The 13,684-nt window shown below is 56.2% G+C and carries 16 protein-coding genes; 13 read left to right on the top strand and 3 right to left on the bottom strand.

The genetic code is table 11. From position 1 onward, the window contains the following. Positions 1–314: 314 nt before the first annotated feature. Positions 315–1,193, bottom strand: a complete 879-nt coding sequence (locus BN2591_RS22485) for a diguanylate cyclase regulator RdcB family protein (protein WP_086873981.1) — start codon at positions 1,191–1,193, stop codon at positions 315–317. Next, a complete protein-coding gene (crfC, locus tag BN2591_RS22480; RefSeq protein ID WP_086873980.1) occupies positions 1,190–3,544 on the bottom strand; it encodes a clamp-binding protein CrfC in 2,355 nt (784 codons plus the stop codon). Before crfC ends, BN2591_RS22485 begins: the two co-directional genes overlap by 4 nt. Before the next feature lie 599 nt (positions 3,545–4,143). On the opposite strand from crfC, the gene BN2591_RS22475 reads away from it, so the two are divergent. From BN2591_RS22475 to BN2591_RS22415, 13 genes are all read left to right on the top strand, one after another. Beyond that, entirely contained in the window at positions 4,144–4,479 is a 336-nt protein-coding gene (locus BN2591_RS22475) for a zinc ribbon domain-containing protein YjdM (protein ID WP_086873979.1), read from the top strand. A gap of 93 nt (positions 4,480–4,572) precedes the next feature. Beyond that, a complete protein-coding gene (gene yjdN, locus BN2591_RS22470; protein ID WP_086873978.1) occupies positions 4,573–5,019 on the top strand; it encodes a VOC family metalloprotein YjdN in 447 nt (148 codons plus the stop codon). Between the two features lie 169 nt (positions 5,020–5,188). Continuing rightward, entirely contained in the window at positions 5,189–5,914 is a 726-nt protein-coding gene (phnF, locus tag BN2591_RS22465) for a phosphonate metabolism transcriptional regulator PhnF (protein WP_086873986.1), read from the top strand. Then, positions 5,915–6,367, top strand: coding sequence for a phosphonate C-P lyase system protein PhnG (phnG, locus tag BN2591_RS22460; RefSeq protein WP_086873977.1), 453 nt, complete (start codon positions 5,915–5,917; stop codon positions 6,365–6,367). It begins immediately after the preceding gene. Then, on the top strand, positions 6,364–6,948 hold the full coding sequence (gene phnH / locus BN2591_RS22455; protein WP_086873976.1) for a phosphonate C-P lyase system protein PhnH: 585 nt from the start codon (positions 6,364–6,366) through the stop codon (positions 6,946–6,948). The genes phnG and phnH overlap by 4 nt, the downstream gene beginning before the upstream one ends. Further along, complete coding sequence (locus BN2591_RS22450) at positions 6,948–8,012, top strand: carbon-phosphorus lyase complex subunit (protein ID WP_086873975.1); 1,065 nt, start codon at positions 6,948–6,950, stop codon at positions 8,010–8,012. Before phnH ends, BN2591_RS22450 begins: the two co-directional genes overlap by 1 nt. Then, positions 8,005–8,853, top strand: coding sequence for an alpha-D-ribose 1-methylphosphonate 5-phosphate C-P-lyase PhnJ (locus BN2591_RS22445; RefSeq protein ID WP_086873974.1), 849 nt, complete (start codon positions 8,005–8,007; stop codon positions 8,851–8,853). Before BN2591_RS22450 ends, BN2591_RS22445 begins: the two co-directional genes overlap by 8 nt. Further along, positions 8,850–9,608: a phosphonate C-P lyase system protein PhnK gene (gene phnK / locus BN2591_RS22440; protein ID WP_086873973.1), complete on the top strand. Its 759-nt coding sequence runs from the start codon at positions 8,850–8,852 to the stop codon at positions 9,606–9,608. The genes BN2591_RS22445 and phnK overlap by 4 nt, the downstream gene beginning before the upstream one ends. Positions 9,609–9,618: 10 nt before the next feature. Next, positions 9,619–10,305 carry a phosphonate C-P lyase system protein PhnL gene (gene phnL / locus BN2591_RS22435; RefSeq protein ID WP_086873972.1) on the top strand — a complete coding sequence of 229 codons (687 nt, stop codon included), beginning with the start codon at positions 9,619–9,621 and terminating at the stop codon, positions 10,303–10,305. Continuing rightward, positions 10,302–11,438, top strand: coding sequence for an alpha-D-ribose 1-methylphosphonate 5-triphosphate diphosphatase (gene phnM, locus BN2591_RS22430; protein WP_086873971.1), 1,137 nt, complete (start codon positions 10,302–10,304; stop codon positions 11,436–11,438). The genes phnL and phnM overlap by 4 nt, the downstream gene beginning before the upstream one ends. Then, positions 11,435–11,986, top strand: coding sequence for a ribose 1,5-bisphosphokinase (gene phnN / locus BN2591_RS22425; protein ID WP_086873970.1), 552 nt, complete (start codon positions 11,435–11,437; stop codon positions 11,984–11,986). Before phnM ends, phnN begins: the two co-directional genes overlap by 4 nt. 60 nt (positions 11,987–12,046) lie before the next feature. Then, positions 12,047–12,805: a phosphonate metabolism protein PhnP gene (gene phnP, locus BN2591_RS22420; protein ID WP_086873969.1), complete on the top strand. Its 759-nt coding sequence runs from the start codon at positions 12,047–12,049 to the stop codon at positions 12,803–12,805. Between the two features lie 212 nt (positions 12,806–13,017). Further along, positions 13,018–13,353, top strand: coding sequence for a low molecular weight protein tyrosine phosphatase family protein (locus BN2591_RS22415; RefSeq protein WP_017459508.1), 336 nt, complete (start codon positions 13,018–13,020; stop codon positions 13,351–13,353). A 5-nt stretch (positions 13,354–13,358) separates the two neighbouring features. Here BN2591_RS22415 and yjdP read toward each other — a convergent pair whose 3' ends face one another. Continuing rightward, complete coding sequence (yjdP, locus tag BN2591_RS22410) at positions 13,359–13,673, bottom strand: DDRRRQL repeat protein YjdP (RefSeq protein WP_086873968.1); 315 nt, start codon at positions 13,671–13,673, stop codon at positions 13,359–13,361. Positions 13,674–13,684: the final 11 nt, after the last annotated feature.

Genomic DNA, 13,684 nt, shown 5'->3' with positions numbered 1-13,684 from the left:
ATGTCATCCGGCAGTCGCCGGGGCTCCTGTCGGGGATGAACCCCGACAGGGTATACGCCGATATAGCGAGGGTCTATCGAAACATCATCATGGTGTATTAATGATGTTTCTGGGGATCCCTCAGCCCGTCAGGGGCTTTTTTATGGCCCGTTGAAAACCACATCCGGCGGATGTGATGAGCAAAAGAGGTTGTCTGATATGCACGCACACATGACGGGAAGAAAAGGCCTTTACGGGTTTTGCCCGGCCCTTTCACCGTTAACCCGTGCCGCCTTTATAGATAGAAGGCGGAGGTTTACGCGCGGGAAAGCGGGTTATTCGCCAAACACTTCATCCACCATCGCCGTCGCGATGCGCGTTGCGGAACAGAGCCGCGGCATGCCCAGCGCCACCGTTTGCCAGCTCTGAGTAACAGACCAGCAGATCGGGTGGCGTTCAGCATCACACCAGTCGCCAAGCCAGCCAAGTAAATCTTTATAGTCCATCAACCCTGGCGTTGAAGGTGTCGCCAGCCACTGGTGGTAGAAATGTCGGGTCGCCGGCGACGCATTAATTCCCTGCGCCAGAAAATCGGCAGCCATTGCACGCAGGTTATCTTTCAGCATTTTCGCCACACCTTCATTCGCCAGGCGACAGGCATCACCAAACGCCCCCCAGCGCAACTCTTCCAGCGCGATGTAGCAGCGTCCGGCCATCGACCAGCCGTTGTAATTCCCGGCGCGCCAGTGAGCAAAAACTTGCTCGCTATGGTTCCCCGCCTGTACCGCCAGCCCGCGCTGGGTCAGCGCTTTCTCTTTCCACGCCGCACGCTGGCTAAAATGGTCAACCAGCTCGTCATATTGCTGCTGCGCGCCAGGCGTCGCGTTGGCAGGACGGCGCTCCGCTTGTTGTAACGCCGCCAGCCGCTCGGTAATGCGGGTTAATGCCAGATACCCCGGATCAAGCATGCTGGCCAGTTTTTCCGCCAGCCCCAGACGCAGCGCGTCGTTCTCGTTTAATACGCCAGACATCGCCCACGGGCGCAGCTGCGTTTGCGCCATGATCTCCTGCGTCAGCCGCTCACGAAACAACTGCTGTTGAGGCACAATCGGCGTCTGGCGCGGCGCATCAACGCCCTGCACCAAGTCCACGATAAATTTCGGGTGAATACACTCAAGTACGCGCCCCGGGCCGTCCAGTAGTCGATTTTTCATGGTAGATCTGCCGCGAAGAGGGTTTGTATATCATCGCGTAACAGGCGTGCGTCCTCATGGATCCAATTGGCTGTCCTGATGCTCTGCTGCAATTGCTGGCGCAACGCCAACACTGACGACTCGTTCTGCTGTCGTATCGCCAGGCTGTCACGCAAACTTTCCTGTAGTCCCGCAAGACTTAACGAGAATTCGGCAAAAAATGTCGCCATTCCCGCCGTAACAGAAACATCGACCTGCGCGCTCAAAGCTTTACGAATTTGTTCACAAAAATGAGCGACATGGTCGATGAGTTTCTTGTTTAACGCCGTAAGGTCGATCACATAGCGGGTTCGCGTGGCGACATAATCGTCCCACCCCCAACTGGGGTTATTGAGCCAACGCGACACGGTTTCCCGCATGCTGCCAGCGCGCGGCGCCTGCCCGGCCGGCAAATCTTGCGGCGCTATCACATTGGTAAACAACGAACGGGCGTTAAAGTTGAGCGCGCTCGCCTGGAACGCCGGAAAACTGATACGTGCGCGAAAACCGGCGTGCGTCAGTTCCTCTTTAATACGAGTTTCGATGGGGCGCATCGCATCATTCAACGAACGTGCCAGCGTGTTTTCCAGTTCGTCGAAGCGCTGTGCCAGCTCGCGGCTGATGCGCTCCTGCGCCGCGACTAAAATCGTCTCGCACACCGAGCGAATTTTACTGAGCGCGACCTGCGCCTGGCCTTCATTTTCCAGCACCAGTTGTCCCGGCGCGAAGCGCTCATCAAAACCTAAGTCAGCATGGCTTTCACTGACCATTGTCATTAACTGACCATCATGGAACCAGGCATCAATGGCTTCGACAATTTCAAATTGCTGACCATGAATATAAATCTCGGCTGCGGCGAGCGCCTCTTCCACTTCGTGTTCAATTTCATCACTCACACCTTCCTGACAGCTACGCAGCAGCGCCATATCCTCTTCCAGCCGGGAGATGTTTTGCTCCAGCTTTTCATAGGCCACGGTTAAACCCTGATAGCGAAAATCGAGGTACTCGCGGGCGCTTTGGGTGTAGTTCAGCAGCTTATGCGACGCCGAACGCAGCGCATAAAGCGAGGCGTTTGCGTGCGCGGCATGCAGCAGTGTGCGAATCGGTTTTTCAAACAGCGAATCCTCCCACAGCAGATCGGCGGCATGGCGGATATGCTCAATATCCTCTAAATCGGCGTTACGCCAGCGGCGTCCGAGCGCGGCTTCGGCAAAGTCCTGCACCCAGCGCTGCTCTTGCGGATCCGGCAAACGCCCCTGGTGCTGCAACTCGTGGCGGGCGCGGTTCGCCAGATAGCCCCACATTGAAGAGACCGGGAAAATCTGCGCCGGGTTAATATTTCCTTTCATTAACGTCCCGGAAATCAGCGCCTTAACCTGATCTTCATCGTCACTGTTACGATCTTTCTGATCGAATTTGTTCACCAGCGCATACAGCGGCACCGAACGGCCGACCGAGGAGATCGCGCGGCGCACCTCCTCATCAGAGATGGATTTAAGCTGTGTGTAGTCCATCACCGCCAGCACCGCCGAAGCGCGCGCCAGTTGCTCGCTGAGCATTTTTTGCAGATGCGGCTGCCCGGCTTCATTCGGCCCGGGGGTATCCAGCAGCGTCAGTTGACCCAGTTGATTATCCAGCCCCGCAAGGTGGACAAACTCCACCTCAATCACCGGAATGTGTTCAATCGCCGCATAGGCGGAAAACGGGAAATCCACATCCAGCGCTTTGGAGAGGCGCACCAGATCATTGAGGCTTTTCAGGCAGTGGAAAATCGGCTGTGCGCCCAGGTAGTGCTTATCAAACGCATCGCCTTGCGCAATACGATCCAGCAGCGCGGCCATGTCTTTATCGATTTCAATTTTTTGCGCCAGCTTTTCACGGTTGTAATTAAACAGCCGCGTCTGCAGCTGTTGCGCAAGCGCGTCGATAGGCCCGACGTGAGAAAAGTGCAGCACCGGCTCTTTTTGACCAGGCGTGTGGCGAATAAGGGTGGGCAACGCGGTCATCGGCCGGTTACGGTTGGGCAGCACTTCCGTGCCGACAATCGCGTTGATGGTGGTCGACTTGCCTGCCTTCATGGTACCAACAATCGCCAGCACCATTTCCAGCCGGGTAATTTTCCGTAATTCGTTATGCAGCGTCGCCTGCTGCGCTTCAACGCCGCGCGCGCTGAAATGCAACGGCAAAACATTGGCGTTTTCCGCCTTACCGCTGGCGTGCGTCTCATCAAACGTCGCCGTCGGTATTTTTTTTAAAGCCTGGAGATTGTGCAAGGAAAGTTGCAACAATCTTTCTGCTTCCTGGCTTAATTCAAAAATTGTTTGTGTGTGCATGTCAAAAGTCTTTCCTTAACGCAAATTTTCTTACTTTTATTTAGCCGGAAAGTTTTATTAGTGAAGTTTCGGCTTTTATAATTACGTGTGGAAAATATCTTCGAAAAGATAAACGCCTGATGATACTCAGGAAAATATATATTTTTTTTCTCAAAAAATGACAGCGCCGCAACTCCGGTGATAAAAACCAGAGAGTTTGAGCTTAGCTCATTTTCAGGAACAACCAGGATATATCATCATTTATTTACCCACCCAATTTGAGAGGTAATAACCACCATTGCTGGCAGCGTTGCAGGCATGACAGTTCAGGTTCGAATTACACCAGATACTCCACGCCACCTTATATGAATTAGTAAATGCTGGCAATTTCCACCAGAAAATAATCTAAATAACTGGCGTAAGAATTTACTCATCATGTTTCAGGAATAAGCATCGCTTAACCGAATGACAGGTTATGTCACTACAAACACTTTTTATGTTTTTTCTGAAAAAAATAATAACAACGGCAATAGTACGGTTTTGCTGTATAATCGCAGCCTTTCTGGCGCTGAGCCTTTGTGCGGTTTACCCCGCTTGTATGTACTTTTGAGGAACTCCCTATGCAACTCCCCCACTGCCCAAAATGTAATTCCGAATACACCTATGAAGATAATGGCATGTTCATTTGCCCGGAATGCGCTCACGAGTGGAACGATGCGGAACCTGCTCACGATGCAGATGAATTAATCGTCAAAGATGCTAACGGCAATCTTTTAGCCGATGGTGATAGCGTCACCGTAATTAAAGACTTGAAAGTAAAAGGCAGTTCTTCAATGTTGAAGATCGGCACCAAGGTAAAAAATATTTGTCTGGTCGAAGGCGATCATAATATCGATTGTAAAATCGACGGTTTCGGTCCAATGAAACTCAAATCTGAATTTGTTAAAAAGAATTGATGTTTTGACGGGAAGCATTCGCTTCCCGTCTGGTTTACTTTTTCCCGCAACGGCTACACTTAATGGCAGATTTCGTTACCCGAGGTAATGATTATGCCGCTCAGTCCCTACATCTCTTTTTCTGGTCAGTGTCAGCAGGCCATCGAGTTTTACCAGCAGGCACTTCATGCTGAATTAACCTATAAGATTACATTTGGTGAAATGCCCACGTCCCCGCAAGAGAGCAATAACGATGAAGGCTGCGCTGCGGGTCAGGCTTTTGCCAAGGACGATATTGCCCACGCGAATTTACGCATTGCCGACAGCGAAATTATGATGAGCGATGGCAGGCAAAACAGCGCAGATTACAGCGGTTTTACCTTAAGCCTCGCCACGCAGGATGTAAACCAGGGCAAGGCCTGGTTCGACGCGCTTGCCGCCGACGGGCGCGTCACCATGCCGTGGCAGGAGACATTCTGGGCGCACGGCTTTGGCATGGTGACCGATAAATTCGGCATTCCCTGGATGGTGAATGTCGCCAAAGCACCACCTGCCGCTTAATCTCTTCATTTAAAAAGGAGCCAATGGCTCCTTTTTCATTTCTATACCGCCATATGGCTTTTCCTGCTTGCCAAGATTCATCCCCGCGCAATCACCGCATAACCAAAATGCAACATTTGCCCTTCACGATAAGACCACTTTTTACCTGGCCCGCGGAGCTACAATGAGCATGCACTTGTCCAGACATCCGACCAGCTACCCCACGCGCTATCAGGAAATCGCCGCACGGTTAGAGCAGGAGCTTCGCAGCAACTATCGCTGCGGCGACTGGCTACCCGCAGAGCAGCAACTGGCTACGCGTTTTGAGGTTAACCGCCACACACTGCGTCGCGCGATCGATCAACTGGTGGAAAAAGGCTGGGTACAGCGCCGCCAGGGCGTCGGCGTGATGGTGCTGATGCGCCCGTTCGATTACCCCCTTAATGCGCAGGCGCGCTTTAGCCAGAACCTACTCGATCAGGGCAGCCATCCCACCAGCGAACGCCTGCTGGCAGTGCTGCGCCCGGCGTCTCAACACGTCGCCGATGCGTTAGGCATCCAGGAGGGCGACAACGTTATTCACCTGCGTACTCGCCGTCGGGTGAATGGCGTGGCGCTGTGCCTTATCGATCACTATTTCTCCGACACTCAGTTATGGCCGCTGTTGCAGCAGTTTGATAGCGGTTCACTGCATGACTTTTTACGCGATCGGGCTGGCGTCAGCCTGAAACGTACCCAGACACGCATCAGCGCCCGCCGCGCGCAAGTTAAAGAGAGCCGCTGGCTGGAGATCCCGAACATGGCGCCGCTGCTCTGCGTGCGCACCCTTAACCATCGTGAAGGCGAGGTCAACGCCACGGAATATTCCGTCAGCCTGACGCGCGCCGACATGATTGAATTCACCATGGAGCACTGAATGCATTTTGATACGCCAACCCGACAGCGCTGGATGGCCGCACTCGCGCACGCCACGCCGGAGATGCTGCGCGGCCGAATGCGCACCCTCGGACTCACCCCGGAATACGAACAGGTGCGCGCCCCGCAGACCGGCCTGGTGCAGATCCAGGCACGCATGGGCGCGACCGGCGATCGTTTCTTTCCCGGCGATGCAACATTAACGCGCGCGGTTATTCGCCTGGAGTGCGGCACGCTCGGTTTTAGCTGGGTGCTCGGGCGCGATAAAGGCCACGCCGAGCGCTGCGCCGTGTGTGATGCGCTGTTACAGGACCCTTCCCGTTTCCAGACGTTGATGGAAACCCTTATTACCCCGCTGGAAGCGGACCGCGCCGCGCGACTTACCGCGCGCCAGGCTGAAGTCAACGCCAGCCGGGTCGACTTCTTTACGCTGGTTCGCGGAGATAACACATGACCTTACAACCCGCTTTCGCCTCGGCGGTTCACGATGCCCAACACTGTTTTCGCCGTCTGTTAAAAGCCATGAGCGAGCCGGGCGTGATTGTCTCGCTGCCGCAGTTAAAACATGGCTGGCCGCCGCTCAACCCGGCCACCACCAGCGTGTTGCTGACGCTTGCCGATAACGACACGCCAATTTGGCTTTCCGCCGCCGTGGATAACGATATCGTGCGCCAGAACCTGCGCTTTCATACCAACGCGCCGCTGGTCGATCAACCGCAACAGTCGCTGTTCGCCATTGCCGATCACACCCTCAGCGCCGAACAACTGAACGCGCTGCCGGGCGGCACCGATATCAGCCCGGAAAGTAGCGCGACCCTGATTTTACAACTACCTGCGCTGAGCGGCGGGCGCATGCTGCGCCTGACCGGGCCGGGCATTCTGGAAGAACGCATGATTGCTCCGCAGTTGCCGGAGTGCATTACCGATGAGTTTACCGACCGCCCGCACTCGTTCCCGACAGGCATCGACGTGATCCTGACCTGTGGCGAACGCGCGCTGGCAATCCCCAGAACCACATTGGTGGAGGTGTACTGATGTACGTTGCTGTCAAGGGGGGCGAAAAGGCCATCGCCGCTGCCCACGCACTGCAGGAGCATAAACGCCGTGGCGACGCGGAGCTTGCGGAGCTGAGCGTTGCGCAAATCGCCGACCAGTTGCATCTGGCTGTTGACCGCGTGATGACCGAAGGCGGCATTGCCGATCGGGAACTGGCGGCGCTGGCGTTAAAACAGGCGAGCGGCGATAACGTCGAAGCCATTTTTCTGCTGCGCGCTTACCGCACCACGCTGCCGCGCCTGGCGGTGAGCGAACCTATCGACAGCGCGACAATGCGTTTAGAACGCCGTATCTCGGCGGTTTATAAAGATATTCCTGGCGGTCAGTTGCTTGGCCCCACTTACGATTACACCCACCGCCTGCTCGATTTTACTCTGCTCGCCGAAGGCGAAACGCCGACGCTCACCACGCGTGAAGCGCAGCAGGACGCCGCACCGCACGTGTTTAGTTTGCTGGTCAACGAAGGACTGGCGAAAGCCGAAGAAGATAGCGGCGCAACCCCGGACGATATTACCCGCAATCCCCCGGTTTACCCCTGCTCACGCTCTGCGCGCCTGCAACAACTGGCGCGCGGCGATGAGGGTTACTTGCTGGCACTGGCCTACTCCACGCAGCGCGGCTACGGGCGCAACCACCCGTTCGCCGGTGAGATCCGCAGCGGCTATATCGACATCGAAATTGTGCCGGAAGAGCTGGGTTTTGCGGTTAACATCGGCGAACTGCTGATAACCGAATGTGAAATGGTCAATGGCTTTGTCGCCCCGCAAGAGGAGATGCCGCACTTCACGCGCGGATACGGGCTGGTGTTCGGCATGAGCGAACGCAAAGCGATGGCGATGGCGCTGGTCGACCGCGCCCTGCAAGCCGCCGACTATGGCGAGCCAATTAAAAGCCCGGCGCAGGACGAAGAGTTTGTGCTGGCGCACGCGGATAACGTTGAAGCGGCGGGCTTTGTCTCGCATCTGAAACTCCCCCACTACGTTGATTTCCAGGCCGAACTGGATTTGCTCAGACAGCTACAACAGGAGAGACACCGTGGCTAACGCGCTGACCGGTTACAACTTTGCTTTCCTGGATGAGCAAACCAAACGCATGATCCGCCGTGCGCTGCTAAAAGCAGTGGCAATCCCCGGTTACCAGGTGCCGTTTGGCGGGCGCGAAATGCCAATGCCTTATGGCTGGGGCACTGGCGGCATTCAGCTTACCGCCAGCGTGATTGGCGAAGAGGACGTGCTGAAAGTGATCGACCAGGGCGCAGACGACACCACCAACGCCGTCTCTATCCGCCAGTTTTTTACCCGTGTTACGGGAGTGGAAACCACCGAGCGCACCGCCGACGCCACGCTGATTCAGACCCGTCACCGCATTCCGGAAACGCCGCTCAAAGAAGATCAAATTCTGATTTACCAGGTGCCGATCCCGGAACCGTTGCGCTTTATCGAGCCACGCGAGACAGAAACCCGCACCATGCACGCGCTGGAAGAGTACGGCGTAATGCAGGTGAAGCTGTACGAGGATATTGCCCGTTTTGGCAATTTCACCACCCGCTATGCATGGCCGGTAAAAGTGAATGCCCGTTACGTGATGGACCCGTCGCCCATCCCGGCGTTTGATAACCCGAAAATGCACATGATGCCCGCCCTGCAACTGTTTGGCGCCGGACGTGAAAAACGCATTTATGCCGTGCCGCCCTACACGCAGGTGGTGAGCCTCGATTTTGAGGATTACCCCTTCGCGCCGCAAAAGTGGGATCAGCCGTGTGCCATTTGCGGTTCAACCCACAGTTACCTCGATGAAGTGGTACTGGACGATACCGGTACGCGCATGTTCGTCTGCTCCGACACCGATTACTGCCACCAACAGAGCGAGGCTTTACGCAAATGACCCAACCGCTGCTTTCGGTGAATCACCTTTCCCATCTTTATGCGCCAGGCAAGGGTTTTCAGGATGTCTCTTTCGAGTTGTGGCCGGGCGAAGTGCTGGGCATTGTCGGTGAATCTGGCTCAGGCAAAACCACGTTACTGAACGCGATTTCGGCGCGTCTGGTGCCGCAGCACGGCACCATCACTTACCAGGCGCGCGACCTCTACGCGATGAGCGAAGCTGAACGCCGCCGCTTGTTGCGCACCGAATGGGGCGTGGTCCATCAGCATCCGCTCGATGGCCTGCGCCGCCAGGTTTCCGCCGGCGGCAATATCGGCGAACGTCTGATGGCGACCGGGGCGCGGCATTACGGCGAGATCCGTGCCCGCGCTGAGCAGTGGCTCAGCGATGTCGAGATCCCACCCTCACGCATCGACGACCTGCCAACCACTTTTTCCGGCGGCATGCAGCAGCGTCTGCAAATCGCCCGTAACCTGGTCACGCGCCCGAAACTGGTGTTTATGGATGAGCCCACCGGCGGGCTCGATGTTTCCGTACAGGCGCGTTTGCTCGATCTGCTGCGCGGCCTGGTGGTGGAGATGAACCTTGCTGTAGTGATGGTGACCCATGATTTGGGCGTCGCGCGGCTGCTGGCGAACCGCTTGCTGGTGATGAAACAGGGTCAGGTGGTGGAAAGTGGGTTAACCGATCGGGTGCTCGACGATCCGCACCATCCTTACACCCAATTGCTGGTCTCCTCGGTATTGCAAAATTAAGGAGTGGATGATGACTGTTTTGCGTGTGGAAAATGTCAGCAAGACCTTTGTCCTGCATCATCAAAACGGCGTGCGCCTGCCGGTACTGCGTGAGACATCGCTCAGCGTTGAGGCCGGTGAATGCGTGGTGCTGCACGGGCATTCCGGCAGTGGGAAATCGACCCTGCTGCGCTCGCTATATGCCAATTACCTGCCCGACGCCGGACATATTCATGTCAAACATGGCGACGAATGGGTGGATCTGGTGCAGGCCCCGGCGCGCAAAGTGCTGGAAGTGCGCCGCCACACCATTGGCTGGGTGAGCCAGTTTTTACGCGTGATTCCCCGCGTTAGCGCGCTGGATGTGGTGATGCAGCCGCTGCTGGAACAGGGCGTTGCCCGCGAACACTGCGTACAAAAAGCGGGTGAGTTGCTCACCCGGCTGAATGTGCCGGAACGTTTGTGGCACCTCGCTCCCGCCACCTTTTCCGGCGGTGAGCAGCAGCGCGTCAATATCGCGCGCGGGTTTATTGTCGACTACCCGATTTTGCTGCTCGATGAACCTACCGCTTCGCTGGATGAGAAAAACAGCGCCGCTGTCGTTGAACTGATCGCGCAAGCCAAAGCGCGCGGCGCAGCGATTGTCGGCATCTTTCACGATGGCGCCGTGCGCGAACATGTCGCCGATCGCCTCTACCCGATGGGGATCTCTGCATGATCATCAACAATGTAAAACTGATCCTCGAAGATGAGGTAATCAGCGGCTCGCTGGAAGTGCGTGACGGCGTCATTCGTGCTTTTGCCGAAACCCAAAGCTGCCAGCCCGGCGCGCATGATGGCGACGGCGGCTGGCTGATGCCGGGGCTTATTGAACTGCACACGGATAACCTGGATAAGTTCTTCACCCCGCGCCCGAAAGTGGACTGGCCCGCCCATTCCGCGATGAGCAGCCACGACGCGCTGATGGTCGCCAGCGGGATTACCACGGTGCTGGACGCGGTAGCGATTGGCGATGTGCGCGACGGCGGTGACCGGCTGGAGAATCTGGAAAAGATGATCAACGCCGTGGAAGATTCGCAAAAGCGCGGGTTGAACCGCGCGGAGCACCGCCTGCATCTGCGCTGCGAACTGCCGCACCATACGACGCTGCCGCTGTTTGAAAAACTGGTTGGCCGCGAGCCGGTCGCGCTGGTGTCGCTAATGGATCATTCGCCAGGACAGCGCCAGTACGCCAGCTATGAGAAGTATCGTGAATATTATCAGGGCAAATACCATCTCACCGACGAGCAGATGGATCAGTTCGAGCAGGAACAACTGGCGCTGGCGGCAGAGTGGTCGCAGCCAAACCGGTTAGCCATCGCCGCGCTATGCAATGCGCGTAACCTGCCGCTGGCCAGCCACGATGACGCAACGCGCGAGCACGTTGTCGAATCGCACCAGTTAGGCAGCGTGATTGCGGAATTCCCGACCACTTTCGCGGCGGCGGAAGCCTCGCGTGAGCATGGATTGCGCGTGCTGATGGGCGCACCCAATATCGTGCGCGGCGGTTCCCACTCCGGCAACGTGGCGGCGCACAAACTGGCGCAGCTTGGCATGCTGGATATTTTGTCCTCCGACTATTATCCCGCCAGCCTGCTGGATGCGGTGTTTCGCGTAGCCAGCGATGAAGAGAATGACTTCAACCTGGAGAAAGCGGTTCACCTGGTGACCAAAAACCCGGCGCAGGCGCTGAATCTTAACGATCGCGGCGTGATCGCCGAAGGGAAGCGGGCGGATCTGGTGCTGGCGCACCACAAAGGCGACCACGTACGCATTGATCACGTCTGGCGCGAGGGGAAAAGGGTGTTCTGATGGGCAGACTGATCTGGTTAATGGGGCCGTCCGGCGCGGGCAAAGACTCGTTGCTGGCGGCGCTGCGCCAGCGGGAACATCCGCAATTACTGGTCGCGCACCGCTATATCACCCGCCCGGCCAGCGCCGGGAGCGAAAACCATATCGCGTTGAGTGAAAAAGAGTTTTTTACGCGTGCCGAGCAGCATCTGTTTACGCTGAGCTGGCACGCCAACGACTTTTATTACGGCATCGGCGCAGAGATAGACCTCTGGCTACAGGCCGGGTTTGATGTGGTGGTAAACGGTTCGCGCGGGCATCTGCAACAGGCGCAAGCGCAATATGGCGACACGCTGATGCCGGTGTACGTGCAGGTTTCGCCAGCTATTTTGCGCCAGCGCCTGGAAAAACGCGGGCGAGAGAGCGCCGCAGAGATTGAAGCGCGGCTGGAGCGCGCGGCGCGTTACCAGCCGGGTAATTGCCTGACGCTGAATAACGATGGCAGTTTGCTACAGTCAGTAGAAGGACTGGTCATGCTGATTCGTGCGCAACAAGGGAAAAGCGCGTAATGATGTCGGCGTAGCGTTGCTGCGCCGGTTACGTTGACTCAACCGTTAAAGCGAGGCGCTATGAGCCTGACAATCACCCTTACCGGTACCGGCGGCGCACAACTGGTGCCGGTTTTTGGTTGCGACTGCGCCGCCTGCCGCCGTGCCCGTCAGAATGAAACTTATCGCCGCAAACCCTGTAGCGCAGCCGTGAAGTTTAACGAGGCAGTAACTTTACTCGACGCCGGTATCCCTGACCTGATGGAGAACTTCCCCGCAGGTCACTTTCAACAGTTCCTGCTTACTCACTATCACATGGATCACGTGCAGGGTTTGTTTCCGTTGCGCTGGGGCGTGGGCGCTAAAATTCCGGTCTTTGGCCCGCCGGATGAACAGGGCTGCGACGATCTGTTCAAACACCCCGGTCTGCTTGATTTCAGCCATACTGTTGAACCCTTTGTGGTATTTAATCTGCAAGGTTTACAGGTGACGCCGCTGCCGCTGAATCATTCGAAACTCACGTTCGGTTATCTACTGGAGTCGGCGCACAGCCGGGTGGCGTGGCTATCCGATACGGCGGGTTTGCCGGACAAGACGCTGAAGTTTCTGCTTAATAATCATCCGCACGTTATGTTCATAGATTGTTCTTATGAACCGCGTGCGCAAACGCCGAAAAATCACTGCGATTTGAACACCGTTATCGCCCTGAATGAGGTGATTGGCTGTCCAAGAGTTATCCTAACGCATATCAGTCATGTCTTTGATCAATGGATGATGAAAAACCCGCTGCCGACGGGGTTTGAAGCAGGGTATGATGGCATGCGGATTGTGCTGGATTAGACCGCATAATATGGATATATTCGTCGCATCAATTCCGGTGGAAGCGGAAATAAGCAAACGCAGCCTGTAAAGAGGTCGTTTGAAGGATTAAGCGTACAGACTCGCAGCAAAAACAAAAAAGTTGTTGCGCATAACGCAACGGGGTCTTACTTACCCGCGTGTGACCAGGCAGTTATTAGCACATCGCGGCTTTGAAGAGTATTGAGCTTGCCATGAATGTGCTTTTTATTTGTAGCCGAAACCAGTGGCGCAGCCCCACGGCTGAGCAGGTATTTCGTCGCTATCCCGGGCTGAATGCCCGTTCCGCTGGCACACAACGCCAGGCGAGAAAAACCGTCTCCCCCGCCATTCTCTCCTGGGCAGATGTTATCTGCGTCATGGAAGAGCATCACAAAAGCCGGATTCTGGAAGACTTCAGCCGCCTGGTGCAGCATAAACCGGTTTACGTGCTGGATATTCCTGACCATTACCACTTTATGGACCCGCAACTGGTCGCGTTGCTGGAAGATGTCGTTCCGGCGCGTTTAGGTTTGCGCATCCCTGCGTAGCCGCGTTAGCGATAATAATCGTCGTCTTCCAGCCTGCGCTGTTCATCATCAAGCTGGCGCCGCTCGCGATCGAGCTGGCGCTGGCGGTCATCCAGCTGACGACGCCGATCCTCAAGCTGCTGATAACGATCGTCGTACTGCCTGCGCTGGTCGCGGCTTTGGTAGTCATCATCGCGCCTGTCATCGCGGCTATCTGTGTTATACGCTTCGCCAATCGCCCGCTGGATATTACCAATCGCATCATCAATCATATCCGCGTGGGCAACCTGACCACTGAGTAAGAGAGCGCCGAGCACCAGCGCGTTCGCGTAACGTTTCATAAAGGCCAGCC

It is taken from the genome of Kosakonia pseudosacchari (assembly GCF_900184035.1).
Lineage (GTDB): Bacteria > Pseudomonadota > Gammaproteobacteria > Enterobacterales > Enterobacteriaceae > Kosakonia > Kosakonia pseudosacchari.
This window is presented reverse-complemented; position numbering and strand designations above follow the sequence as displayed.